Source organism: Pseudomonas sp. DSV-1, from assembly GCF_035830915.1.
In the GTDB taxonomy this organism is placed as follows: domain Bacteria; phylum Pseudomonadota; class Gammaproteobacteria; order Pseudomonadales; family Pseudomonadaceae; genus Aquipseudomonas.
Map to the genome: position 1 here is coordinate 3,092,937 of NZ_JAYMYG010000001.1, position 25,991 is coordinate 3,118,927.

Annotated in this window: 24 protein-coding genes and 2 pseudogenes; 17 read left to right on the forward strand and 9 right to left on the reverse strand. The window is 58.6% G+C overall.

Going from position 1 to position 25,991, the window contains the following annotated elements; genetic code table 11:
* Positions 1-329: 329 nt before the first annotated feature.
* From VSQ83_RS14435 to VSQ83_RS14455, 5 genes are all read right to left on the reverse strand, one after another.
* The gene (locus VSQ83_RS14435) at positions 330-710 is read right to left on the reverse strand and encodes a hypothetical protein (protein WP_257622773.1); all 381 of its coding nucleotides are present in this window, start codon (positions 708-710) and stop codon (positions 330-332) included.
* Between the two features lie 261 nt (positions 711-971).
* On the reverse strand, positions 972-2,402 hold the full coding sequence (locus VSQ83_RS14440; RefSeq protein WP_326427088.1) for an efflux transporter outer membrane subunit: 1,431 nt from the start codon (positions 2,400-2,402) through the stop codon (positions 972-974).
* Positions 2,399-3,463 carry an HlyD family secretion protein gene (locus VSQ83_RS14445; RefSeq protein ID WP_326427089.1) on the reverse strand — a complete coding sequence of 355 codons (1,065 nt, stop codon included), beginning with the start codon at positions 3,461-3,463 and terminating at the stop codon, positions 2,399-2,401. The genes VSQ83_RS14440 and VSQ83_RS14445 overlap by 4 nt, the downstream gene beginning before the upstream one ends.
* Positions 3,460-4,998, reverse strand: coding sequence for an MFS transporter (locus tag VSQ83_RS14450; RefSeq protein ID WP_326427090.1), 1,539 nt, complete (start codon positions 4,996-4,998; stop codon positions 3,460-3,462). The genes VSQ83_RS14445 and VSQ83_RS14450 overlap by 4 nt, the downstream gene beginning before the upstream one ends.
* 233 nt (positions 4,999-5,231) lie before the next feature.
* On the reverse strand, positions 5,232-6,140 hold the full coding sequence (locus VSQ83_RS14455; RefSeq protein WP_219261233.1) for a LysR family transcriptional regulator: 909 nt from the start codon (positions 6,138-6,140) through the stop codon (positions 5,232-5,234).
* A 317-nt stretch (positions 6,141-6,457) separates the two neighbouring features.
* Here VSQ83_RS14455 and VSQ83_RS14460 point away from each other — a divergent pair, with 317 nt between their 5' ends.
* The 12 genes and pseudogenes from VSQ83_RS14460 to kch all read left to right on the forward strand — a co-directional run bounded on the left by VSQ83_RS14460 (position 6,458) and on the right by kch (position 19,093).
* Positions 6,458-7,558, forward strand: coding sequence for an FUSC family protein (locus VSQ83_RS14460; protein ID WP_219261232.1), 1,101 nt, complete (start codon positions 6,458-6,460; stop codon positions 7,556-7,558).
* 357 nt (positions 7,559-7,915) lie between these two features.
* Positions 7,916-9,468, forward strand: a protein-coding gene (locus VSQ83_RS14465; RefSeq protein WP_326397640.1) for an IS3 family transposase whose coding sequence is annotated in 2 segments (ribosomal slippage) — positions 7,916-8,378 and positions 8,378-9,468 — 1,554 coding nt in all. Because the reading frame shifts where the segments join, the coding sequence is not laid out codon by codon here.
* A gap of 281 nt (positions 9,469-9,749) precedes the next feature.
* Entirely contained in the window at positions 9,750-10,052 is a 303-nt protein-coding gene (locus VSQ83_RS14470) for an urease subunit gamma (protein WP_016781195.1), read from the forward strand.
* A 53-nt stretch (positions 10,053-10,105) separates the two neighbouring features.
* Positions 10,106-10,507: pseudogene (locus tag VSQ83_RS14475) on the forward strand (urease subunit beta); the annotation flags it as partial.
* Between the two features lie 195 nt (positions 10,508-10,702).
* Positions 10,703-12,421 carry an urease subunit alpha gene (locus tag VSQ83_RS14480; RefSeq protein ID WP_219261230.1) on the forward strand — a complete coding sequence of 573 codons (1,719 nt, stop codon included), beginning with the start codon at positions 10,703-10,705 and terminating at the stop codon, positions 12,419-12,421.
* A gap of 82 nt (positions 12,422-12,503) precedes the next feature.
* A complete protein-coding gene (gene ureE / locus VSQ83_RS14485) occupies positions 12,504-13,175 on the forward strand; it encodes an urease accessory protein UreE (protein WP_133077602.1) in 672 nt (223 codons plus the stop codon).
* A gap of 21 nt (positions 13,176-13,196) precedes the next feature.
* Positions 13,197-13,883 (forward strand): urease accessory protein UreF, encoded by a 687-nt coding sequence (locus VSQ83_RS14490; protein ID WP_133077601.1) that lies wholly within the window; start codon positions 13,197-13,199, stop codon positions 13,881-13,883.
* Between the two features lie 65 nt (positions 13,884-13,948).
* Positions 13,949-14,596 (forward strand): urease accessory protein UreG, encoded by a 648-nt coding sequence (gene ureG, locus VSQ83_RS14495; protein WP_019828475.1) that lies wholly within the window; start codon positions 13,949-13,951, stop codon positions 14,594-14,596.
* Positions 14,593-15,555, forward strand: a complete 963-nt coding sequence (locus VSQ83_RS14500; RefSeq protein ID WP_133077600.1) for an urease accessory protein UreD — start codon at positions 14,593-14,595, stop codon at positions 15,553-15,555. Before ureG ends, VSQ83_RS14500 begins: the two co-directional genes overlap by 4 nt.
* A 207-nt stretch (positions 15,556-15,762) precedes the next feature.
* The gene (gene yut / locus VSQ83_RS14505; RefSeq protein WP_219261229.1) at positions 15,763-16,743 is read left to right on the forward strand and encodes an urea transporter; all 981 of its coding nucleotides are present in this window, start codon (positions 15,763-15,765) and stop codon (positions 16,741-16,743) included.
* Between the two features lie 26 nt (positions 16,744-16,769).
* Positions 16,770-17,828 (forward strand): HoxN/HupN/NixA family nickel/cobalt transporter, encoded by a 1,059-nt coding sequence (locus VSQ83_RS14510; RefSeq protein ID WP_326427091.1) that lies wholly within the window; start codon positions 16,770-16,772, stop codon positions 17,826-17,828.
* Between the two features lie 89 nt (positions 17,829-17,917).
* Complete coding sequence (kch, locus tag VSQ83_RS14515) at positions 17,918-19,093, forward strand: voltage-gated potassium channel protein (RefSeq protein WP_326427092.1); 1,176 nt, start codon at positions 17,918-17,920, stop codon at positions 19,091-19,093.
* Between the two features lie 65 nt (positions 19,094-19,158).
* On the opposite strand, the gene crcB (VSQ83_RS14520) is transcribed toward kch, so the two are convergent.
* Positions 19,159-19,560, reverse strand: coding sequence for a fluoride efflux transporter CrcB (crcB, locus tag VSQ83_RS14520; protein ID WP_133077596.1), 402 nt, complete (start codon positions 19,558-19,560; stop codon positions 19,159-19,161).
* Between the two features lie 16 nt (positions 19,561-19,576).
* Positions 19,577-19,957: a fluoride efflux transporter CrcB gene (gene crcB, locus VSQ83_RS14525; protein WP_133077595.1), complete on the reverse strand. Its 381-nt coding sequence runs from the start codon at positions 19,955-19,957 to the stop codon at positions 19,577-19,579.
* Positions 19,958-20,143: 186 nt separating this feature from the next.
* On the opposite strand from crcB (VSQ83_RS14525), the pseudogene VSQ83_RS14530 reads away from it, so the two are divergent.
* The 3 genes and pseudogenes from VSQ83_RS14530 to VSQ83_RS14540 form a co-directional block, all read left to right on the forward strand.
* Positions 20,144-20,284: pseudogene (locus tag VSQ83_RS14530) on the forward strand (type II toxin-antitoxin system HigB family toxin); the annotation flags it as partial.
* Positions 20,285-20,287: 3 nt separating this feature from the next.
* Positions 20,288-20,656: a helix-turn-helix domain-containing protein gene (locus VSQ83_RS14535; protein WP_219261226.1), complete on the forward strand. Its 369-nt coding sequence runs from the start codon at positions 20,288-20,290 to the stop codon at positions 20,654-20,656.
* A gap of 100 nt (positions 20,657-20,756) precedes the next feature.
* Positions 20,757-21,035, forward strand: coding sequence for a hypothetical protein (locus VSQ83_RS14540; protein ID WP_219261225.1), 279 nt, complete (start codon positions 20,757-20,759; stop codon positions 21,033-21,035).
* Here the strand turns inward: VSQ83_RS14540 and VSQ83_RS14545 are convergent.
* Positions 21,032-23,395 carry a DNA polymerase II gene (locus VSQ83_RS14545; protein WP_219261224.1) on the reverse strand — a complete coding sequence of 788 codons (2,364 nt, stop codon included), beginning with the start codon at positions 23,393-23,395 and terminating at the stop codon, positions 21,032-21,034. The genes VSQ83_RS14540 and VSQ83_RS14545 overlap by 4 nt on opposite strands.
* Before the next feature lie 18 nt (positions 23,396-23,413).
* Positions 23,414-23,767: a hypothetical protein gene (locus VSQ83_RS14550; RefSeq protein ID WP_219261223.1), complete on the reverse strand. Its 354-nt coding sequence runs from the start codon at positions 23,765-23,767 to the stop codon at positions 23,414-23,416.
* A gap of 266 nt (positions 23,768-24,033) precedes the next feature.
* Here VSQ83_RS14550 and VSQ83_RS14555 point away from each other — a divergent pair, with 266 nt between their 5' ends.
* Together VSQ83_RS14555 and VSQ83_RS14560 are read left to right on the forward strand one after the other, a co-directional pair.
* Positions 24,034-24,942, forward strand: a complete 909-nt coding sequence (locus tag VSQ83_RS14555; RefSeq protein ID WP_219261222.1) for a transporter — start codon at positions 24,034-24,036, stop codon at positions 24,940-24,942.
* Between the two features lie 67 nt (positions 24,943-25,009).
* Positions 25,010-25,990 (forward strand): AAA family ATPase, encoded by a 981-nt coding sequence (locus VSQ83_RS14560; RefSeq protein WP_219261221.1) that lies wholly within the window; start codon positions 25,010-25,012, stop codon positions 25,988-25,990.
* Position 25,991 lies beyond the last annotated feature (1 nt).

Below are 25,991 nucleotides of genomic sequence, written 5' to 3' on the forward strand. Positions count from 1 at the left end.
TGGCTCGCGATGGCACTCAGGCGAAGTCATAGCAAAGCCGCTAATTGAACACGATCTGAACTGATGTACGGGGCGTTGCTCGGCTTGACATAGGTGAGGTAAATACTAAAAATGTGTTTTGAGGACTGCAATCGCGCATTCGTCGGGACTGGGAACCCGCTTTATCCCCCCCGCATTTTGGCAGCAGAGAAAACGGGTTTCTCTGAAGTAGTGACGGTCAGCCTGCTGACCGGATTCTGAACCCAAGGCATTCGTGCCGGAGCTAAAGAATCGCTGCGACTACTCCTTGATAACATCTGAAAGGCGTCCACTGGACGCCTTTTTTTATTTCAGCGCGGGCTGTTGGGCACGCGTACCACCTGGCCCACAAGTGTCCCGCTGGCTTTACGCTTGGGGTACCAGGTCACAATGTAGTAGCCAAAGCCGCTGCGCTCTTCTCGTGGTTCCAGCACCAAGGAGCCTGCCGGTGTTTTCATGACCGTTAGCCGGTGATTGCCGCGCATCTCGCGAAACTCGCAATAAATCGGCGCTTTATGCACGATCATGTTCGCGATGTGGAACGCAACCCGATCGATGCTCACACAGCCGCACTTGGCCAGTTCCGCTTGGTGAGCCTCCCAGATATGGCGAATGCCAAACCCGCGGCCTTCGCCTTTGTGAACCCCCACACGCAAAAAGATCTCCCCGCCTTTCAAGCCGAAGGTGGGCATGCACGGGATGGTTCCAAAGCTGTATGAGCCTGAGGGGTGAGCAATCAAGACATTCTGTTTTAGATTCAGCAGTTCAGACAAAACACATACCTGGCCAAAGCAAGTGATAAGCGGGCCAGGTAATTGTGGCCTCTAAAATCAACGTCTGAACGACTGCTTATATACCAAGTAATACGGCAAACGAGATTGCTAAAGTCGCGGGGGTTTAGCAGCAACCTGTATCTGCCTCACTCCTGAACACCCAATAGCCTCATCAGGCAACTACCCCTGCCACCCTCCGCCCAATGCACCAAACACATCCACCAGCGACAGCGACACCTGCGCGGTGCTGTCTACCAGTGCAGCTTCGTTGGCCAGCAGCGCGTTTTGCACGGTCAACACGTTCAGGAAGTCCACCGTGCCCTGGGCATACTGTTGATGAACGCTATCCAGCGCACGCTGGCTGTGCATCACCGCCTGCTGCAGGCTGTCACGTCGACGCTGGCTGGCCTGGTACGCTACCAGCGCATCGTCCACCTCATGCCAGGCCCGCAACACGGTTTTTTGATAGGCAATGCCCGCCTCTTGCTGTCGCCCTTCCCGCAATTGCAAGGCCCCCTGCAAACGCCCACCCTCAAACACCGGTACGCTCAACCCCGGCCCGAACGCAAAGTTGCGCGCCCCCCAACTGCCCAGGTCCGATAGCTGCATGGCCTGCACTCCCAGGCTTCCAGACAAGGTAATACGGGGATAAAAGTCAGCCTTGGCCATGCCGATCGCTGCCGTCGCCGCATGCAGTTGCGCCTCGGCACGGCGGATATCGGGACGACGCCGGGCCAACTCGCTGGGCAAGCCAATCGGCACATCCGCGCCATAGGCCGGCACCGGCGCCACTGCGCTCAATTGCTGCTGCAAGGCCCGTGGCTCGCGGGCCAGCAGCAGGCTCAGGGCATTGATCAATTGCGCACTTTGCTGCTGCAACGGTGCCATGCGCGCTTCAATCTCGGCCACCTGGGCGGCGGCTTCCGAGACTTGCAGGTCGGTGGCCACTCCCTCCTTGAGCTGCAATCGGGTCAGCTCCAGGCTACGGCGGGCAATCTGCAGGTTTTGCTCCACCACCGCCAGTGCCTGCTGCGTACCGCGCAGCTGAATGTAGTGCTGCGCGGTCTGCACGATCACCAGCAACTGCACCCCGTGACGATCCTCTGCTGCCACTTGCACCGAAGCATCAGCCGCTTCGACCGAGCGCTTGACCCTGCCCCACAGATCAGCCTCCCAACTGAAACCCAGGCCACCATTCCACAGGTTGAACGCCTGCTTGCCGCTGTACCCCGAAGGATCACCCAAGCCCTGCTGGCTGTTACGGCTGCGACTGTAAGCAGCCGTACCGTCCACCTTGGGCAAGGTGTCGGCGTTAATCTGACGGCGAATCGCAAGGCTTTGCTCCAGACGGCTGGCCGCCAGCTGCACATCAAAGTTGCTGTGTTGCGCCTCGCGCACCAGGGCCGACAATTGACGATCGCCAAAGCGGTCCCACCAACGCGGGTCTATTGCCGACTCGACGGCCCGGCTATGTCCCGCCTGGGTGGCAACGGGCGCCCAGTTTTTTGCCAGCGCGGGCACGGGCGCCTCAAAATCCGGGCCCACCACGCAACCACTTAAAGTCAGCACGCTGTAACAGGCCACAGCCCAGGCCAATGCAGTGTTTTTCATCGTGTGCTGACCTGCTGGTCGTGCGCAGTCGCCGTATCGATGGACGCATTCACCGACATCCCGAGGCGCAATTGACTGGCCAGCAACTGCCCTTGATCCAGAGTCACTTTCACCGCAATGCGCTGCGCCACCTTGGTGAAGTTGCCCGTTGCGTTATCCGGGGCAATGGCGGAGAACGTCACACCGGTTGCCGGCGCAATACTGTCGACGGTGCCTTGCAAGGTCTGGCCGGGAAAACTGTCGACCTGGATCGTCACACGCTGCCCCGCCTGCATATTCGTAAGCTGATGCTCCAGAAAATTGGCAACCACGAAGGCATCCGCCAGCGGTACAACCGCCAGCACGGTATCGCCGGGTTTGACGTAGGCGCCAAGACGCACGCTGCGTCGTCCCACCACACCGTCAAAAGGGGCCGTCAGTTGGGTGTGGGACAGGTCCAGTTCGGCCCGCGCCTGCAAGGCCTCGGCATACTGAACCGACGCTTGCGCTGCGGTGGCCTGGGCGGCCAGCACGCGGGTTTGCTGGCGGGCGGCTTCCAGGGCGGCCTTGTGCTGGGCCAGCTCGGCCCGGGCGGTCAGCGAGCGGTTTTTTGCCTGCTGGGAATTTTGCAGCGTGCCTGCACCCTGTCCCGCCAGATGTTGATAGCGTTGCAACTCATGTTCGGCGAACTCGACCTGTGCCAGATCTGCATCGACCGTGGCCTTGGCCTGTTCGATCAGCGAACGCTGACGTTCCAGCATCGCCAGTGCATTGACCCGTTGTGCCTGCGCCGTCGCGACGCTGGCTTGCGCCGCCTGCACGGCAGCCTGGTAGTCCTGCGGATCGATCCGCGCCAGCAACTGCCCGGCCTTCACCGGCTGGTTGTCCTGCACCAGCACCTCGTCGATAAACCCCGCGACTTTTGGCGCAATCAGGGTGTAATCGGCGCTGACAAAGGCATCGTTGGTGTTCTGCACCGTGCCCGTGGCAAATACCAGCCGCCACAACCCGTACAGCACGATAAAGGCCGCCAGACCCGCGCCGGCCACGATCAAAGGCTTGCGCCCGCTTGCTGTACTCATTTCACTGCTCCAACAGGTGTGCCCGGCGCGTAGATCCGCGTGGGGCCAAAAGGGATTAACACAATCAATAAAAGCGCCAGGACGGCCATGTACAGATAAAGATCGGCAGACGTCAGCACCACCGCTTGCTGATGAACCCGGCGCGCCAGATCTGTCCCGGTACTGACCAGCGGCGAGTTGCCCAGGCGATCGAGCAACATCGTTGAATGGAAGTGCTCGCGATTGAGGGTCAACACGCCCAGCACACTGCTTGCTGCGACCGCTGAAAAGCCTTTGACGGTGTTGAACCAGGCCGATGCAAACGGGCCGTCTGCCGGATTCAGGCCACCCGTGGCCAGCATCAACAGAGGAATCACGGCCATTGGCTGGGCGATGATTTGAATCGCCTGCAACCCGTAAAAATTCTCGCGAGTCCACATCGAAGTCACCTGCGAACCAATCCCGCACGCCAGCGCCAGCAGCGCCAGACCAATGGCCAGCACCCAGCGGCAATCGACCCAGCGCAGGTTGCACAGCGCGACCACCAGCGGTAGGGCTATCAGTTGTGGCAACGCCACCATCAACATGACCGGCGCGGTTTCAAGGGGACGATAACCCTGCACCTGAGCCAGGTAACTGGACGGGATCTTGATCACCGCCAGCAACACAAACAGCACCCCGCCCAACGTCAGCAAGGCATGGGCAAGGTTGCGGATTTTCAGCAACTGCAACTTGAAAAACGGCAGCGGGTGCGACCATTCATTGATAAAAAACAACACCATCAGGGCCGAGCCCCCGACAATAAAAAACTGAATCATCGGCGATTCGAACCAGTTCATCCGCTGGCCCAGTTCCAGCCCCAGCACCAGCATGACCAGGCCCGGAAAACCCAGAAGCAGACCGCGCCAGTCAAACTGCTTGAAGCGCTCCAGCCGCAATGGGTCCTGGGGCAAACCCCAGGCCACGCAGGCCATCGCCAACAGGCCCAGCGGGATGATTTGCCAGAACGCCCATTGCCACCCGGCGTACTCCACCCACCAGGCAGACAGTGGCGTACCAAAACTGGGACCAAAGGTTGCCGTCAGCGCATAACTGCCCAGCCCGTACAGACGAATGCCCGGCGGCAAAAAACGCAGCGCCACCGACATCAGCATTGGCGGCAAGGCACCACCGGCAAAACCCTGCAAGGTGCGCAGCAGCATCAGCACATCAACATTGGGAGCCAACGGACAGAGGATGCCCAACAGCAAAAAGGCGCCTATGGCACACAGGGTAAAACGTCGCAAAGAGAAGGTTGCCGCACACCAGGGCGCAAAGGCCATGGCGCTGATGGACGTGGCCGAATACACCGCCAGCAACCAGGTACTTTCGTCAAAACCGATGCCCATTGCCCCACGAATATCGGGCATGGCCACCTTGGTGACATTCTCGTTGAACCCCGATACCAGCACCGCCAGCAAGACGCCCAACAGACCGGTAAAAATCCGCAGGCCAAATGCCGCACTGACAGCCGGGGACGGTGCCGGGGCCGCGACGCCTGCGACCAGCGCCGTCACACCCCTGCTCCAGGCGCCAGACTGCGCCCATGATCAAACCGCCAATACATGGCTCACTCCGTCGACTTGATAGATGACGGACAGTTTAATCAGGCGAAATAGCTATAAAAATTGATAAATAACTAACTCTGGAGTGCGCCAGACGCAACAATCTGCGCCTACGAGCATCCACCCTGTGGGAGCGGGCTTGCCCGAATCGCGAGCAAGCCCGCTCCCACAAGGGCGGCCAACTCCTAAGTCAGCGCATTGTCACAGAAGGTTTTGAGGGTGCGACGCAGCCAGCGATGGGCATGATCGTTGTCCAGGCGCGGGTGCCAGGCCTGGACGATATCGACCGGCTGCAACGTGAGCGGCAACTCGAACGGACGCAGTTTGAGGCCCAGTGGCTCAAGGGTTTTGAGCAACATCTGGGGCATCAAAGGCAAGATCAGATCACCCCCCGTCAAGGCAAAGATCGCCGAGTAAAACGTCGGCGTAGTGAACGACACCCGGCGCTCCAGCCCCAGCTCGGCCAGCAGCGTATCGATCGGTCCACGGGCATGTCCCCTGCGTGACACGCTGATATGGTCGAAACCGGCAAACCGCCCGGCCGTAATGGGCTCATCGAAAATCGGATGCCCCTCCCGGGCCAGCCCTACAAAGGGGCAGGTAAACAATCTTTGCACCTTGATATCCGAGCTGAAGCGGTTGGTGGCGCAGATGGTCAGGTCAATGCGGCCTTCATTCAACGCCTCATCATCGGTAAACCCCTCAGGCACGACCCGCAACGTAGCCTTGGGCATTTCCAGGGCCATTTGCTGACGCAACGCTGCGCCATAAACTCCAAAGAACACGTCATTGGCGCGAATGCTGAACGTGCGCTCCAGCTCACGTAAATCACTGTTCTGGCTTTGGGTGAACACCCCGTGCGCCAGCTCAACCACACCCCTCACCTGCTCACGCAACTCCAGTGCCCTGGGAGTGGGGACAAGCCCACGGCCTGAACGCACCAAAATAGGGTCATTCAAGACTTCACGAATTCGGGTCAAGGTGCGGCTCATGGCCGGAGCGCTCAGGTTCATGCGCCGGGCAGCGCCCACCACCGAGCCTTCTTCGAGCAAGACGTTCAAGGTCACAAGCAGATTCAAGTCAGGTATTTGCATGGCGCAAAGGGTATCGGGTAACGCTTGGCGTGCCTAGCCGGCTCGCCATGCACCATTGTTGCGCATCAGGTAAAACAGTTTCGCGCACACTTAGCTAGCTAACTAAGTTTGACCTTGATACATTGCCGCCCGTCAGGTTGATGCCTGACGCTCTCTTTGGTTGAGAATTTTTGGTCATTACCGGATCCCCATGAAGGTAATGGCCTTTTTTACGCCTGCCATTTCTCTGCGCCCCAAAGCAGAGCCATCCCAAGTGGTGGACCCTCCCATCCTGAACTACGCTGGCAGCCCAATCCATTACAACGATTGGGGACTCTATGCAGCTGGGTAAAAAGATTTCAAATCTGGAAAAACTGGCCTGCAAATACAACCACTGGATCCATGCCACCCGTATCAGCCTGGCGTTCCTGATTACTTTTGTTGTCATCCGTTACTTCAAACTCGACGGCGCCTCCTATGCCCTGATCACCATGCTCATTGTGATGGGGCCGCAGCCTTATTGGGGCAATGTGTCCTCCCGGGCCGTGCAACGTACCGGCGGCACCATCATTGGTGCGCTGTCGGGGCTGGTGGGGTTGTACCTGGAAACCTATTCGTTCTCCCTCATGCTGGTGTGGTCCGGCGTCATGATGTTCATCGCCGGCTACCTGACCCTCGGCAAACACCCTTACATGGCCCTGCTGATCGGCGCAACACTGGCGGTGGTCAGTTGCGCCCCGCCCAATGACATGGAGTCCGCACTCACCCGCAGTGGCTACGTACTGGCAGGTTCCTTGCTGGCCATGCTCTATACCAGCATTTACCCCCTGCGGGCCTACACCGACCTGCGGATCAAACTCAGCGAAAGCCTGGGCAAGATCAATGAGCTGTACGCGGCGTACTTCTCCCCCCGGATCGCCGAGCGCCCCGACCTGGAAGACCAGTTGAAGGATGAACTGGATGCGATTATCAAGTTACGCAACTACATCGCTCCCGCGAGCAAAGAAACCAACCTCAAGCCACAAGTGTTCGAGGCCGTGCAAACCCTGCACCGCAACATGCTGGCGACCATGAGCCTGATGATCGATGCGTACTGGTCTTCGCGCGAGAGCCATCTGCTGATTGAGAGCGAACCGGCGTTGAGTGACCTTCACCAACTGATTCCACAAGCCCTCGAATCACTCCAGAACAAATTGTGCCTGGGCATCGCAAACAATCAGATCAGTGGCGAACTGCGCCAGAAAACCCACGATTTGCATGAGCTTGTTCTCAAGAGCCTTGATGGCAAGATCAGCGAAACACCCTTTTACGCCTATGTCTGGCTGAGCCTGGAAATGCTCAGGCAACTGACTGAATTCAATGACCAACTACACAGCGCGCTCTATCAAAACACCCATAGGCACTTGTTTAAAAACGACAAACTTCCAAATGAAAAATAGCGTTTTGGCATCGACCTGAACGGTTCGTCGACCGGGCGCAGTGCAAAAGTCACCTGTGCTGCTCTCGCCATTCAGGTCCCTGCCTTGCGCGCTGAGGACAGCTATTAATCGAGCGCGCACATCAATTTCGATGACTTAAAGCACAAAAGATAAGGTTTTTTCGTACTCAGAAAACGCTTTTTTAGCTAAAAAACACGATTCAAGAACACACAAATAATCAAATAAGCCTTTGTTTTATAACGAAATATATCAAAAAACATTGATTTCAGCATGTGTCAACTCCCCCCGGTGTCAGGATAGTTGTCGCCTCTCCGATTTTTCCTGAAAAAGCATATCGGGGGCGGAAAGAGACTGGTCGTGCCGTATTATTCATCTGAACGTAGAGCCGCATTGCTCAAGATGCTGCTTCCCCCGCTGAGCCTGACGATGGCCGAGGTTTCCCGGCGCGAAGGGGTCAGCGAAATGTCTTTGTCCAACTGGCGCAAACAGTTCAGATCCGAAGGGAATGTAGTGTCCGAAACCAAGCCGTCATCCCAGAACTGGTCAGCCGAAACCAAGTTCGCCATTGTCCTTGAAGCCGCCGGTTTGGCCGAAATCGACCTGGGAGAATATTGCCGCCGCAAAGGACTTTATCCCGAACAGATCGCCACCTGGCGACAGTCATTTATCAGCGGCCAAAAGTCTGAAAAGTCCCAGCAAAAAGACGACCGCGAACAAGCGCGTAAAGACAAGAAACGCATCCAGGAACTTGAGCGTGAACTGCGCCGCAAAGACAAGGCGCTGGCCGAAACCGCCGCGCTGTTGGTGCTGCGAAAAAAGCTCAACGATTACTGGGGGATCGACAGCGAGGACAACTGACCTCTTTGCCGGAACGGCAGTTGCTCGTAGCTTGGCTGGTCGAAGCAGTGGTGGCCGGAGCCCGAAAAGTCCTGGCATGCCGAGAGGTAGGGCTGTCGCTCAGAACCTTGCAACGGTGGACCGAAACGCAGGTGCTTCAAGCCGATGCCCGCACGACCACCGTGCGGCCTACGCCGCGTAATGCCTTGAGCGAGATCGAGCGGCAAGCCATCGTGACGCTGTGCAACAGCCCGGCATACGCCCATCTGCCTCCGAGCCAGATCGTTCCGCGTCTGGCTGACGAAGCACGTTATCTGGCGTCGGAGGCCACGTTTTATCGCATCTTGCGAGCGGCGGGCCAGCAACAGCATCGAGGCCGTAGCCAGCGTCCCCGGCGCTACGCAGCACCGACAACGCACGCTGCGCAAGCGCCCAACCAGGTGTGGTCGTGGGACATCACGTACTTGCCGTCGCCGATACGGGGCAAGTATTACTACCTGTATTTGATCGAGGATATTTACAGCCGCAAGGCCGTGGGCTGGGAAGTTTACGAAGAAGAAAGCGGCGAAAAAGCCGCTGCGCTGCTGCAGCGCAGCGTGATCGGCGAGCAGTGTTTATACGAGCCGCTGGTGCTGCACTCGGACAATGGAGCACCGATGAAATCGCTGACGCTGTTGAGCAAGATGTACGACCTGGGCATTACGCCGTCCCGTGGTCGGCCGCGAGTGAGCAATGACAATCCGTACTCGGAGTCACTGTTTAGAACGCTGAAATATTGCCCGCAATGGCCGCAGGCAGGCTTCGCCAGCCTGGATGCCGCACGGGTCTGGGTGAGGGATTTTATGCGCTGGTATAACAACGAGCATCGGCATAGCCGGATCCGCTTCGTCACGCCGTCAGAGCGCCATCGTGGGTTGGATCATCAGATCCTGGCTCGGCGGCATGACCTGTACGAACGAGCTCGGAAGAAAAGCCCGGAACGCTGGTCAGGTCAGACGCGTAACTGGGAGCCAATAGGGACGGTGATGCTGAACCCGGATCGGGAGCAGCAGGCCGAGAAAAGAGCGGCATAGTTGGATGGTTGACGCGACAAGTACCTTGAAAAACGCCGACTCCCTCTTGGCCACCCTCCTGCTTCGCCTGGCCTGCTGGAAATTATGGTCTAGCCTCTGTCTCGCACCCGTATTAATGGATTTGAACGGTTGAGCCTATGAAACGACCACCTGCACCCAAAAACCACCCGAACCTCAACCCGCCTTTGCACGCTCCCGACGTGTGGAGTGTTGGGCATGCGCGCACGCCTGACCTGCACTCCAGAACTTTAATTCCTACCGCACTGTAAATAGGAGGGCTTATGCAGCTCACCCCCAGAGAAGTCGAAAAACTGATGGTTTACACCCTCTCGGACGTCGCATTCCGGCGCAAGGCTCGCGGCTTGAAATTGAACTATCCAGAGGCTGTTTCAATTATCACCGTGACCGCACTGGAAGGCGCGCGGGACGGCAAGTCGGTTGAAGATGTCATGACCGAGGCCAGCAAGGTGCTGACCAAAGATGACGTGATGGAAGGTGTCAGCGACCTGATTCCCAATGTTCAGGTTGAGGCGATTTTCACCGACGGCAGCCGTCTGGTCACGGTCCATGACCCGATCAAGTAACCGCTGTTCCACACCCGGTTAACGCAAAACTTCCACGTTTTGAGGAATCAGTCATGAGCACCAAAGAGACCGCAGGACCGCACCAGGATACCCATCCCAAGCACACTATCCCCCACGCCAAAAATCCAGGTGGCGTAAACAAGGGCAATGAGGCCGATGTACCCCTGGGCGGCACCGTTTACGCCAGCACACCGATCACCTTCAACGAAGACCGCCCTGTCACCAAAGTCAAAGTGCGTAACACCGGTGACCGTCCTATCCAGATCGGTTCTCACTTTCATTTCTTCGAAGTCAACCGTGCCCTTGAGTTCGATCGTGCCGCAGCTTTTGGCAAGCGCCTGAATATTTCAGCCACCACCGCTATCCGCTTCGAGCCGGGTGACGAAATTGAGGTGCCGCTGATCCCTTACGGTGGCAAGCAAACCCTTTACGGCTTCAACAACCTGGTGGATGGCTGGGCACCGGACAAAATGACCAGCAACCATGAACGCCCGGAAAAACTCCAGGCCATTCAGCGCGCAGTCGATCACGGGTTCAAGTTCTCCAAGCCTGCCAAGCCCGTCAACGACAAGTAACCACAGCATTTTCATATTTTGCACACGCGCCGTTGAGTCATTGACGCCCGCGCGGCATTAGAAAAGGAGCCACCGATGCCAACCATTTCACGCAAAGAATATGCAGGCCTGTTCGGCCCTACCACGGGCGACAAAATCCGCCTGGGTGACACCAACCTGTTTGTCGAGATTGAAAAGGACTTACGTGGTTACGGCGAAGAATCCGTCTACGGCGGCGGCAAATCCCTGCGAGACGGCATGGGGGCCGACAACACCCTGACCCGCGACAACGGTGTGCTGGATCTGGTGATCACCAACGTCACCATCATCGACGCGATCCAGGGCGTGATCAAAGCCGACGTGGGCGTGCGTGACGGCAAGATTGTCGGTATCGGCAAAAGCGGCAACCCGGGCACCATGAGCGGAGTGACCCCCGGCCTGGTGGTGGGTGTGAGCACCGACGCCATTTCCGGTGAGCACCTGATCCTGACCGCCGCCGGGATCGACACCCACGTTCACCTGATCTCGCCACAACAGGCCTACCACGCGCTGTCCAACGGCGTGACCACCTTCTTCGGCGGCGGCATCGGCCCTACCGACGGCACCAACGGCACCACCGTGACCGCAGGCCCGTGGAACATCCGCCAGATGCTGCGCTCGCTCGAAGGGCTGCCGGTCAACGTCGGCATGCTCGGCAAGGGCAACTCCTTCGGCCGCGACCCGCTGGCCGAGCAAATCATCGCCGGTGTCGCCGGTCTGAAGGTTCACGAGGACTGGGGCGCAACCTCAAACGCCATACGCCATGCGCTGCGTACTGCCGATGAAATGGACGTCCAGGTGTCGGTGCACACCGACAGTCTCAACGAATGTGGCTACGTCGAAGACACCATTGATGCCTTCGAAGGTCGTACCATCCACACCTTCCACACTGAAGGCGCCGGTGGCGGTCACGCCCCCGACATCATCAGGGTGGCAAGCCAGAACAACGTGCTGCCGAGCTCGACCAACCCGACCCTGCCCTATGGTGTCAACAGCCAGGCCGAGTTGTTCGACATGATCATGGTCTGTCACAACCTCAACCCGAACGTGCCGGCCGACGTGTCGTTTGCCGAAAGTCGGGTACGCCCGGAAACCATCGCCGCCGAAAACGTGCTGCAGGACATGGGCGTTATCTCCATGTTCTCCAGTGACTCCCAGGCCATGGGCCGTGTCGGTGAAAACTGGTTGCGCGTGATGCAGACCGCCCATGCGATGAAGGCTTCGCGCGGCAAACTGCCGGAAGACAGTGCCGACAACGACAACTTCCGTGTACTGCGGTACGTGGCCAAGATCACCATCAACCCGGCCCTGGCCCAAGGTATCAGCCACGTGCTGGGCTCGGTCGAAGTCGGCAAGATGGCCGACCTGGTGCTCTGGGATCCGCGCTTCTTCGGTGCCAAGCCGAAGATGGTGATCAAGGGCGGCATGATCAACTGGGCCGCAATGGGTGACCCGAACGCCTCCCTGCCAACCCCGCAGCCGGTGTTCTACCGTCCGATGTTTGGCGCGTTCGGCAAAACCGTGCAGGACACCTGCGTGACCTTCGTGTCGCAAGCGGCCCTTGAAGACGGCGTGAAAGAAAAAGCCGGGCTGGAACGTCAGGTCGTGGCAGTACGGGGCTGTCGCACCGTCTCCAAGAAAGACCTGGTACGCAACGACCAGACGCCGCATATCGAAGTTGACCCTGAAACCTTCGCCGTAAAAGTCGACGGTGTGCACGCCACGTGCAAACCCATCGACGTGGCCACCATGAACCAGCGTTATTTCTTTGGCTAAAGTCTGAACGGGCAGCCGCCGGGGACGCATTCATCCCCGGCGGCAAACGCCCGGCAAATGATTCGGGGAAGGAGTTTGCGACGTGATTTTGATTGAACACATTCTGGGCAACGCCAAGAAAGACCCGCACTGGAAACAGAAACTGGAAAGCGCCAATGTCGACCTTCTGGTACTGGACCAGCGTGAAGCGCAAAAAAGCCGCTGCCGGCGCACCAGTCTCGGCGGGCTGGACCTGGGTATCTCACTGGAGCGCAACGTCGTGCTGTCCGACGGTGATGTGCTGATGTGGGATGACGCCACCAACACCGCCGTCGTGGTGCAACTGAATCTGCGCGACGTGATGGTGATTGATCTCAAGGAACTCAAACAGCAACCCCTGGACGTCCTGATCAAGACCAGCTTCGAACTGGGCCATGCCCTGGGCAACCAGCACTGGAAAGCCGTGACCAAACACAACGAGGTGTACATCCCACTCACAGTCGAAACCAAAATGATGGATTCGGTGATGCGCACCCACGGTTTTCAACACTTGCCGTATGCCTTTGTCGGCGGTGCTGAAGTCCTGCCACTGCTGACCACTTCAGAGGCACGCCTGCTGTTTGGCGGCGCCGAAGAAACCGACACCCACGTTCACGTGGCCAGCCCGCAAGACAAGCTGGACGCGGCAGCCCTCAAGATCCAGGGCCTGCACAGTCACGACTCGCACAGTCACAGCCACGACAATGGCCATACGTTTCACAGCCATAAGCACTGAATCCGGCAAGAAGGCGCTTTGATGAACGCATCAGATCTAATTCGCATCATGCAGTTTGGCGATTCCGTATTGCCAGTGGGTGCCTTTTCGTTCTCGAACGGCGTGGAATCCGCCATTCAGAAAGGCATCGTTCACGATGTCGCGACCCTCAAGGGCTTTGTCCTCACGGCGCTCAAACAAGCGGCCAGTTGTGACGGCATGGGCGTCGTCGCCGCGCACCGGGCCTGCGTCGCGGAAGACCGCGACGGGATCCTGCGCGCGGACTGGGCGGTCAATAACCGCAAGCTCAACGAAGAAAGCCGGTTGATGGCGACGCGCATGGGTAAAAAACTGGCCGAAATGTCGATCCATGTCGTCGAAAAACCCTTGGTCCGCTGGTGGCTGGAGCAGATCAAGGCCGGCAACGCGGCGGGCACCTACCCCGTCACCCAGGCCGTGGTGATGTCGACGCAGGGCATTGGCGCCAGGGAAGTGGTGGTGATGCACCAGTACGGTGTCGCCATGACCATCCTCAGCGCCGCCATGCGCCTCATGCGGGTCACGCACCTGGACACCCAGCACATTCTGTTCGAACTCAACCACGACATTGAAGCCTTCTGCGACATCGCTGAAATCGGTGATATCGAACAGATGTCGTCCTATGTACCCATCGTCGATGTGCTCGCCGCCGCTCACGTCAAAGCACACGTGCGGCTGTTCATGAACTGATACCCCAGGATTGCGTTGACGTGGTCGACGCTCAATCAGCTCCCCTATCTGGTAAGGAAATAACCGTGAAAAAGATTACTCGTATTGGTATTGGCGGCCCGGTCGGTTCAGGTAAAACCGCGATCATCGAAGTGATCACTCCGATTCTGATCAACCGTGGCTACAAGCCATTGATCATCACCAACGACATCGTCACCACCGAAGACGCCAAGCAGGTAAAGCGCACCCTCAAAGGGATCCTGGACGAAGACAAGATCCTGGGTGTCGAGACCGGTGCCTGCCCGCACACCGCAGTGCGTGAAGATCCGAGCATGAACATTGCAGCGGTCGAGGAAATGGAAGAGAAGTTCCCCGACAGCGACCTGATCATGATCGAGAGCGGCGGCGACAACCTGACCCTGACCTTCAGCCCCGCTCTGGCCGACTTTTACATCTACGTGATCGACGTGGCTGAAGGCGAAAAAATTCCGCGTAAAAATGGCCCGGGCCTGGTGCAGGCAGACATTCTGATCATCAACAAGATCGACCTTGCACCCTATGTCGGCGCCAGCCTGGATGTCATGGAGAGCGACACCAAGGTGGTGCGCGGCAACCGTCCGTACATCCTCACCAACTGCAAGACCGGCCACGGCATTGAAGAACTGGTGGACATGATCGAGCACATGTTCCTGTTCGCCCAAAAACCGGCGGTCAAGAGCGAGGTCACTGCATGACAGCGCAGAGCCAGATCGTGAACACTCCGTCACGGCTGCGCGCTCACGCACTGGGCAATGATGCGCCGGAGCTGTCGCAGTACCAGGACGAACCTCCACAAATGCAAAGCGGTGCCGTGGGAAAAAGCGGCTACCTGCGACTGGGTTTTGAAAAGCGCGGCAATCGCAGCGTGCTGGCGGACATGGAGCGGCGCGTGCCGTCGCTGGTGCAGCGGGCCCTGTATTGGGACGAGGTGATGCCCGAGCTGCCCTGTGTGACCATGATCTCGACTTCTGGCTGCGTGCTGCAGGGCGACCGTCTGGCCACTGACGTCAATGTAGGGGTGGGTGCCTGCGGGCACGTCACCACCCAGTCAGCGACCAAAGTGCATTCAATGGATGCCAACTACGCCACGCAAATCCAGCACTTGCGAATCGAGGAAGGCGGTTATCTGGAGTTTATGCCAGACCCGCTGATCCCCCATCGCAATGCGCGGTTTATCACCAGCACCCAGATCAAGATCCACCCCACGGCAACGGCGATCTACTGCGAAGTGTTGATGTCGGGGCGCAAATACCACCATGTCGATGAGCGTTTCGGTTTTGACGTTTACTCCTCGCGAGTGAGCGCTGAAAACCTTGAGGGCCGCGAACTGTTTGTCGAGAAATACATTCTTGAACCGAAAAAGGAGAGCCTGGACGCCATTGGTGTCATGCAGACCTTCGACGTGTTCGGCAACGTGGTGCTGCTCACGCCCAAGGAGCATCACGACCGGATTGTGGAGCGCATCCCGGCGCTCTTCGACATGAGCGCAGGGCTGGCCAGCGGCGTTACCCGCCTGCCGAACGACTGCGGGCTGATTTTCAAGGTACTGGGCAACGACAGCGGTGAGGTCAAGGCGCAAATTCGCGAGTTCTGGAAAGTCGCCCGCGAAGAGATCCTGGGCCTGACACTTCAGCCGCAGTTTTTGTGGAAGTAGCTGTGTAGCAGCTGTCGAAGGAACGAGGCTGCGTCCGACGGCGCAGCCATCGTAATCCCTGAGGACAGGGTTTGACTGGCACACCGCAGTGCCTGATTTTGCGACGGCTGCGCCGCCAGACGCAGCCTCGTTCCTACGGCAGCTGCTACGTAATATCCGGACATATCAGGACGGCTCTTGGCCGAATGCACAATTGGGAGAGTCAATATGGAAACTGCATCCAAGTGGTCAAAAGTGGCGGATGGTAACGTCGTCCTTGAGTTTATCGACGTCACTCTGCGCGGTTGCGCTCAAGTCATGTTCCAGAACAACCCCCTGACCGGCTTGCTGTTCTTTGCCGCGATCTTTGTCGGGGCTTTTGCCGAAGGCAATCCGGCAGTGGCCTACGGCAGTGTACTGGGTACCGTGGTGGCAACCCTCACCGGCATGCACCTCAAGGACCACACCTCCTGGAAAGCTGGCCTGTACGGCTATAACGGCTGCCTGGTGGGTGTCGCCCTGCCGACCTTTCTTGCCGTCACCCCCATCCTGTGGCTGTGCATCATCCTGGGCAGCGCGGTCTCGGTGATCGTCACGATCTGCATCGCCGACATCCTGAAAACCTGGAAAGTCGCTGCGCTGACCGCCCCCTTCGTACTGGTGACTTGGACCATGCTGCTGGCCAGCTATGCCTTTGGCGGCCTGGAAAACAGCTCCCTGCCCGTGCCCAACCTGCCCCATGATCTGGTCGCCTACAACACCAGCCTGTTCGACGGCATCGACCTGTTCAAAAGTACGTTCTACGGTGTGTCTGAAGTGTTCCTGATCAGCACGGTGATTGGCAGCGTGCTATTTCTCGCAGGGCTGGCGGTGTCATCGTTGTGGGCCGCCGTGTTCGGCATTCTCGGATCGCTGCTGGCCGTCCTGACCGCCGTGGTCCTGCAGGCCGAACACAGCAGTATCAATAACGGCCTGTATGCATTCAGCGCCGTGCTGACGGCCATCGCCCTGGGTTCGACCTTCAACAAGCCAAGCTGGCGGGTACTGATCTACACCGTGATCGGGGTGATTTTCACTGTCTTTGTGCAAGGCGCCTTGAATACAGTATTGGGCCCGGCAGGCATCCCGACCCTGACCATGCCCTTTGTGCTGGCTTCCTGGTTGTTCCTGGTGCCCAACAAAGACGTCATGCCGGCCCACCGCCAATAATTTCCGATCCCTGCCGGAGCCTTCCCATGACCGTGATTGCCCAACCCCTGGTCAATGCCGAACCGTCGAACACCACGCGTCGTGCCATTTACCTGCTGGCCGGATTGATTCTGGCCAACCTCCTCGCCTGGGCCTGGGCCTTTATCGAGTTTGGCAACAACCCGGTACTGATGGGCACCGCATTACTGGCGTACGGCTTCGGCCTGCGCCACGCCGTGGATGCCGACCACATCGCAGCCATCGACAATGTCACCCGCAAACTGATGCAGCAGGGCAAACGACCGATTGCCGTAGGCACCTGGTTCTCCCTGGGGCATTCCACCATCGTGGTCCTGGCATCCTTTGCCATCGCCGTCACGGCGTTGGCTTTCAAGGACGACATGGAGTGGTTCCATGAAACCGGCGGATTGATCGGCACCCTGGTGTCATCGGTGTTCCTGCTGCTGTTCGGCGTGCTCAACCTGGTGATCCTGATCTCGGTGTACAAGAAGTTCAGGCTGGTCAAGGCCGGCCACAGCCTGCCACCCGAAGAGCTGGACCTGATCACCACCCACAAAGGTGGCCTGATGGCGCGCATCTTTGGCCGGGTGTTCAACCTGGTCAATAGAAGCTGGCACATGTACCCGGTGGGCTTTCTGTTCGGCCTGGGCTTTGACACCGCCACCGAAATCGGCCTGCTGGGCATCAGCGCCACCAGCGCATCCCACGGCATCAGTCTGTGGTCGATCATGGTCTTCCCGATACTGTTCGCCGTGGGCATGGCCCTGATCGATTCACTGGACAACTTCGTGATGATCGGTGCCTACGGCTGGGCGTTTTCCAAACCGGTGCGCAAGCTCTACTACAACATCACCATCACGGCCGCCTCGGTGGTGGTTGCGTTGTTCATTGGAGGCGTCGAGGCATTGGGACTGATTGCCGACAAACTTGAGCTAACCGGCGGAATATGGACGCCGATCAATGCCATCAGTGAAAACTTCGGCGAAATTGGCTACTGGATCATCGGCATGTTTGTGCTGTGCTGGTTGATCTCGGCTCTCAACTACTACCTGCGCGGTTATGACCAACTGGCAGCCAATACCTGAAAAAGCCCCAGCACCCGAGACCCCGTGTGGCAGCCAGGAAAACCTGGCCTACACTCCCTTCACCCCTTAACAGACGCGTCGTAGGTGCCATGACTTTATTACAGGACGTAAAAAATCGTATCTCCTTTGCCTATGGAGTCGCTTTGCTGGTGGCGATCAATGGCTTTCTATTATTTATGCCGGTGTTGCACCGTGGCATTGCTCACGCCAATACCGTCTCCGGCTCGTTTGACTCATGGAAGGAGGCCCTGAGCTTTTTAGCCTTGCTGGAAATCCCCGGTTTTGTAGTGGGTTTCGTACTGGTACTGATGTCACTGGGGCTGTTGATCAAGTCGCGTATCAGCTGGTTTTTTGCATTATTGCTGTTGGTAGCCACCGTCTGCGTTGATTTTTTCATCCTTAAAAAAACCGACGCAGTGACCTTTTTTTCACTCTTCACGATTGCGGTCCTGGTCTTCTACTGGCGCCGCTTTGACCACTACAGCCTGGCCACGGGCAGCTTCTTTGCAGTGGTCAGCATCGCCTCGCTGATCGTCTACAGCACCCTGGGCACACTCTACATCGGTGAAGGATTCGCTCCCCCCGTCACCGACCTGCCGTCAGCGTTCTACTTCGCCATTGTGGTGATGTCGACCGTTGGGTTTGGCGACATCGTGCCCCATACCACCGATGCGCGGTTTTTCACCCTGACGGTGATCATCCTGGGCATCACCATCTTCGCGATCTCGGTGGCGTCCATTGCCGGCCCGCTGATCAGCAACAACATCCAACGAATCGTTAAAGGCAGGATTACCCACATGGCCCGTAAAAATCACTACATCCTCGTCGGCGTCGGTTCACTGGCACAAAACGTCTACAAAGGCCTGACCGATCGCGGCGAGCACGTCACGGTCGTGTGCGCCACCGGCAGTCAGCACGACTTGCCCGAAAAGGCCGACATTATCGAAGGTGATCCATCGGCCGCTTCAACCCTGAAATTGGCCGGTGCCGAGGACGCCAAATACATCGTGACCCTGTGCGACAGCGACGCCGAAAACGTGTTCACCATTCTGGCGGCCAAGGAAGTTGCGGGGGATGACACCCAGATCATCGCGCTGGTCAACGAAACGCGGAACATGCCCAAGGTCAAACGCGTCAACCCGACCATGGTGCTGTCGCTGCCGTTGCTGGGCAGTGAGCTGCTGGTGCGCACATTGCAGGGTGATGAGATCAACAATGACCTGATCACCGAGATGTTCTTCGGCAAGTGTACATCACTGGCCTGAGCCTTTGGCCTGGATACAAAAAAAGCCCTCTGACGAGGGCTTTTTCATGGCCGTTGCAACCTTGGTTACGGGTTGTCTGATGCGGGTAGCGGCGTGACCTTTGCTCCGGCAACCAGGCCCAGCTCAACGGCGACAAAGCCGATTACCAGGCTGAGTACCAGATAGCAGAGGGAGACAAATACACCGCTTGGGTCTTTCATCATTTCGACGGCGCCGAACACGAAGCTGGAGAACGTGGACAACCCGCCCATGATCCCGGTGCCGACCATCACGTGTACGTATTGATTGATCCGGTTGCTCTTGAACAGCGACGTAGCCACTCCCAGCAGGAAGGCGGCGACGATATTGACGACAAAAATATCCATCGGAAAACCGTCGGCCAGGCGCGGCACCGACAGCATGACAAATTCGCGGCACATGGCGCCAAACGCGCCGCCGACGAAAATCAGAATAATCATGTTCAACATGGTGTTTGCTCCTGTGTCAGCGCGCCAGCCAGGCGCCGAATGCGGCGGCGGCCAGACCGACCAGTACCGAGATGATCAGATAACCTGCCGCCCATGCACGGTCCCTGGCCTTGGCCAGCTTGGAAGCATCGAGCTGCATGCTGCTGAACGTGGTGTAGCCGCCAAGAATACCGGTGAGCACGGCAGCACTCAGGAAGTCGCCATAGCGGTCACGCCAGTCCACGGTAAACAGGATGCTCAAGTAACCGATGACAAAGGCGCCGCTGACGTTGATCAAAAACGTGCCCAGGGGCAAGGAGCCCTTATACAACTGCCCCACCCGCAGTCCGATCCACCAGCGCAGCAACGACCCCAGCCCGCCCCCCAGCCCGACCCAAAAAACATCCAGCGCAGTCATGAAAGTCCCTCTCGTGTCTGTTGGTAAGTGAGGGGAACTCTAGTTCAGAAATACCAGGCGGCACGTGATTTGGAGCATGAGGGGCACCACACACTTTCTTGAACTTTGTGCCTGGCATTTACGGGAGTTGCTTGGTATTTGAATAGCCGCTTTGAAATGGAAGTCACTTGCTAAAGTCCCACCGGCAGAGTCGTTTTCAACATCAAAGGTAATGAGTATCGGCTCGTGGTCGCGGTGGCTTACCGCTTCAGCGCCCTTTACATCAAGTTCGTCGGCACCCATAAACAGTACGACGCCATTGATGCCGATACCGTTGAACTGGAGTAACCCATGAATATTCGCCCAATCCGTACTGAACAAGACTACCAGGACGCCCTGAAGGCTGTTTCCCCTCTGTTCGACAATGAGCCGGAACCAGGTACCCCGCAGGGCGACTACCTCGATGTCATTATTACCTTGATTGAAGCCTATGAAGCGAAGCACTTCCCGATGGACCTGCCCAACCCGATAGAGGCCATACGCTTCAGGATGGAGCAGTCCGGGCTGTCACCTGCCGACCTGGTGCCCGCTATCGGCAGGCAGAACCGGGTTTACGAGGTGCTCAATGGCAAGCGGGCGCTGACGCTGCCCATGATCTGGAAACTGCATGAGATGTTTGGCATCCCGGCAGAGAGTTTGATCAGGCCGGCAAAACCCTAGCCGCCAGGTATCCCGTCAGCCCGGTGGTTTAAATACAGGCGATTGCGATGAAAAGGAGTACCCTGCCCTCCGGCTTTATCCCCACGCTTATGGACCCCCTATGTTTCCCAACGCTGAACGCTACAACCACTCCACCGAATACGCCAACAAACTGGTAGACCGCATCGGCCAGACCCCGGCCTGGATTGCCCAGCGCATCGGCGTGACCGAAAAGCGCATGCGCTACATCCTCGCAGGCTCGCGCACGATCAAGGGTGATACCACAGAAATCATCATGAGCTACGCCGAGCAGTTCTGCCTGGAGTGCCTGGCCGCTGAAGCCAAGGCCGCCAAGGATCGCGCCAAATCCAAGGCCACCACACCCGCCAGCGACGCTTAAAACAACCCCATCTGCCCGCCCACCAGCGCGCTGAAGTCGTCGTCGACAAATACCAGAATCGCGTCCGCCACCGGTTGTAGCTGACGCGTCAGGTAGTGGTCGTAGTCCACCTGCGCGGTGCGGTTCTCCAACGGCTGGGGACCGGCCACGGTCATCACATAGCTGATGGTGCCGCCGTTCTGGTACTGCCGGGGCCGTCCCTGCTGGTCGTTGTACTCATCGGCCAGCCGCGCCGCCCGCACATGGGGCGGGACGTTGCGTTCGTAATCACTGAGTTGACGACGCAGGCGCTTGCGGTAAATCAGCAGCTCGTCATGCTCCCCAGCCAGGGTGCCGCGCACAAAATCCCGTACGTAGTCCTGATAGGGCTGGCGATTGAAGATACGCAGGTACAACGCCTGCTGAAACTGCTGGGCCAGCGGCGACCAGTCGCTGCGCACAGTCTCAAGCCCCTTGTAGACCATCTCCCGACGCCCGTCTGCATGGGCCACCAACCCTGCATAGCGCTTTTTACTGCCCTCTTCGGCGCCGCGGATCGTGGGCATCAGGAACCGGCTGTAATGGGTTTCGAACTGGAGTTCCAACGCACTGGTGAGCCCGTATTCGTCACGCACATGGGCCTGCCACCACTGGTTGACGTGCCGCACCAGGTCATGGCCGATACGGGCAGCGTCTTGTTCGCTGTGTTCACTGCGCAGCCAGACGAAGGTGGAGTCGGTGTCGCCATAGATCACGCTGTAACCCTTGGACTCGATCAATGCCCGGGTCTTGAGCATGATCTCGTGTCCCCGCAAGGTGATCGACGACGCCAGTCGCGTGTCGAAAAAACGGCAGCCACTGGAACCCAGTACCCCATAGAACGCATTCATGATGATCTTCAGGGCTTGGGACAAGGGTGCGTTTTTTTCCCGCTTGGCGACTTCGCGCCCATTGGCCACCCGCTCAATAATGGCAGGCAGACAATGCCGGGTTCGGGAAAAGCGCGCCCCGCGAAAGCCTGGCACCGAGGCCTCGTCACTCGGCTCGCGAAGCCCTTCCACCAGCCCCAGCGGATCGATCAGGAAGGTGCGGATAATCGACGGGTAAAGGCTTTTGTAATCGAGTACCAGCACCGACTCGTAAAGCCCCGGCTGGGACTCCATCACAAAGCCGCCGGGGCTGGCCTGGGGTGGCTTGTCGCCAAGATTGGGGGCGACAAAGCCCTGGCGGTGCATCAGTGGCATGTACAAATGGTAAAACGCTGCCACCGAACCACCGCTGCGGTCTGCCTCAAGGCCCGTGACCGAGGCCCGTTCCAGCAGAAAGGTCAGCAACTCGGTTTTCGCGAATATCCGCGTCACCAGCTCGCAGTCCTTGAGGTTGTAGCGCGCCAGCGCAGGCTTGTCATGGGCAAACATGCGGTTGATTTCGTCCATGCGCTGATACGGCGTGCTGATGTCCTTGCCTTCACCCAGCAGGGTCTGGGCGACGTTTTCCAGGCTGAAGGAGGGAAACGACCAGGTTGCCGAACGCAACGACTCAATGCCGTCGATGATCAGACGCCCCGCCGCGCTGGCGAAAAAATGGTTGTTTCGGGTGCCGTGCTCGCGCCACTGCATTTCACTACCACCACGTCCCAGCAGCAACGGGATACCCAGCCGGCGGGCATGCTCGTGCAATACCCGCAGGTCAAATTGCACAACGTTCCAGCCAATGATTGCATCGGGATCATGCAGCGCCAGCCACTGGTTCAGGCGCAGCAACAGGTCGCCCCGGGTCGCACAGAACTCAAGATCGAAATCGACCGCAGTGTCAGCCTCGGTGGCCTTGCCCAGCATATACACCTGACGCTGGCCACAGCCCTCCAGGGCAATGGAATACAGGTCACCCTGGGCGCTGGTCTCGATATCCAGCGAGACCAGTTTCAAGCGCGGCCGGTAATCGGGATGGGGCTTTAGCCGGGCATCCAGCAACGAACCATCGTCCTGGGCCCGGCCGCCGAAACTCACCGGGGCGGTGATAAAACGCTCCATCAGGAAACGCTCCGGCGGGCGCACATCAGCCTCATACACATCGACCCCGGCGCGCCGCAGACGCTGGGCAACGTCCATCAACTGGGTATGCTGGCGGCAGTAAAGGCCCGTGACCGGTCGCGATTGAAAATCGCAGAGTTGCAGCTCGCGAAACGCCACACCCCGTTCATCCTGCAACAGCGTCTGCGCCTGAGCGAGCTGCACCGTCGGGATGAACGCGGTCGAGGTCTGACAAGGCAGGCGCACGTGCTGCGGCCCGTCATCGGTCGCCAACCAGAAGTCGACTTCGATACCCGACGGCGTATCGCGCCAGTGCCGGGTCAGGACAAACCCCTGCCTCAATTCCACCGCCGCAGCCTCACGAATTTACAAGCATGTCGCCAGCATCGCCAAACGGCGCATGGCGCTAGCGTCGCCGGGTTGCTTGGCGTAATAGCTCACCGAAGTGCCCGTACCCTGGGGCACCAGATCGGCAAAGGACTCTGCGCCACGGGTATACACCGTCAGTGGGCCGGTCTTGTCGTTGTTGACATAGGCACTGGCATCCACCCCGAAGACGCTTTCGTCCTCCCAGGAAAACTTGATGCATTCGGCGACCAGCGCCGTGGCTTTATCCGAAGCCAGCACCCGGACCGGGGCTTTGCTACGGGCAGTGTCCATCGCAGGAGACACACAACCGGCCAGCAAGGCCAGGCTCAAAACGCCAATCAGCATTCGCATTGGAAATCCCCTTGATAAAGGCCAATACGATATCACGCAGCCAGCTCGAACAGGTGGCTAAATAACCAGTACTCAACCCCCAGGCCAGAGCCAGCAAAGTCTGCGGGGCAGATAACCGTTGGTCATTTAACAGTGACCCAGACCACAGAATCGGCAGTTTTAAGCAACCACGACAGCGAATCCCGGGGTTAGTGCTAGCGTCAATAAAAATAAATTCGCCGCGCATCGGACGATAGAGCGCCATGGGCTATTGAAGGAGCAATACGATGGGATCAAGCACCGCCCGCAAAGCCAGTGTCACGGCACTCACGCTGGCCCTGATGCCGCTGGCAAGCTGGGCCGACAATGCCCGCGACTGGCAAAACACGCCCACCGACCTGAACATGCTGTTCGGGTATTACAACCGCGTCGACAGCAACACCCCCATCGACACATCACTGCCCATCGACGGCCTGTCGCTCAATGCTGATGTCTACATCCTGCGCTATGCCCGATCGTTCTCCGTAGAAGGTCGCAACACCGCGATCCAGTTCCTGCAACCCTATGCCGACCTCTCGGCGTCTTTTGACAACGCCCGCTTTTTCACCGGCACCAAGCACAACGGCGGCATGGGCGACGCCCAAGTGGTGCTGGCGCATAACATCTTCGGCGGCCCGGCCCTGAGCAAGGAGGAATTTGCCACATGGACCCCGGAAACCTTTCTCACCGGCGCCCTGTGGGTAACGACGCCCACCGGTGACTACGACAAAAACCGGGTGATCAATATCGGTGCCAACCGCTGGGTCTTCAAACCGGAAATCGGCTTTGGCACGCCCATCGGCCCTACCTGGCTTGAACTCAACACCTGGGTTTCGCTGTTCGGTGACAACGACGAATACCAGGGCGACAGCAAGCTTGAGCAAAAGCCGCTGTATGCCATTGAAGGCCATTACAGCTACACCATCAATCGCGCCCTCTGGGCCTCGCTGGACGCCACTTACACCCGAGGCGGCGAGACCAAGATCGACGGCGACTGGCAGGACAACAAACAGGAGAGCACCCTGGCAGGCGCCAGTCTGGGCTTTATGCTCACGCCCCAGTTCGGCGGCCTGCTGGCTTACTCCGACACCGTGACCGAACGCAAAGGTTCGCCGGATATCACCACCTGGACCCTGCGCATGCAGTACGTCTGGTAGAGCCGCCAATCTGTAGCGGGGGGTGATCCCGCACCCTGGGCCATCGTACTCAAGCAAGGAATGCTTTATGACCGCGCTCAATGATCTGAACGCCCTGCAAGCCAGCATCGCCGAAGCGGTACTGGGCCAGGACGAGGTTATCCGCCAAATCATCGTCGGCCTGTTGGCCAATGGTCACCTGCTGCTCGAAAGCCTGCCGGGGCTGGCCAAGACCCGCACCGTCAAGGCGCTGGCCAGGCACCTGGATGCAAGGATGAGCCGTATCCAGTTCACCCCTGACCTGCTGCCCTCGGACATCACCGGCGCCGAAGTACTGCATCAGGTCGATGGGCAAAATCAGATCATGTTTCAGCCAGGCCCCCTCTTCGGCAACCTGATCCTGGCCGACGAGATCAACCGTGCGCCTGCCAAAGTCCAGGCCGCCTTGCTCGAAGCCATGGAAGAACGCCAGATCACCGTTGCCGGCAACAGCCATCAATTGCCCGGGCTGTTTATTGTTCTGGCCACCCAGAACCCTATCGAACAAGAAGGCACCTACCCGCTGCCCGAGGCGCAGATGGACCGCTTTCTGATGAAAGTGCTGCTCGACTACCCCAGCCCTGCAAACGAGTCTCAAGTGCTGCGCATGCTGCGCGCCGAAGAACAGACGCAACACGCAGCGATCGACAGCGAACCGGGGTTTGCCCTGGGTCAGGAGGCGATTTTTGCGGCCCGCGCAGAAGTCAGCGCGGTCACCGTCGCCCCCGCCATTGACCGCTACCTGATCGACCTGATCAACGCCACCCGGCATCCAGCCGACTACGACCCCGACCTGGCCCGCTGGATAACCATTGGCGCCAGCCCCCGGGGCGGTATCGGCCTGGACCGTTGCGCCCGCGCCGATGCCTGGCTGCGCGGTCAGGCATTCGTTTCACCCGATAATGTGCGCGCCATGGTCCATCCGGTACTGCGCCATCGACTGCAACTCAGCTACGACGCCGTGGCCGATGGCATCAATGCCGATCAGGTGCTCGACAGACTGCTCGACAAAGTCGCTTTCCCTGCCTGAG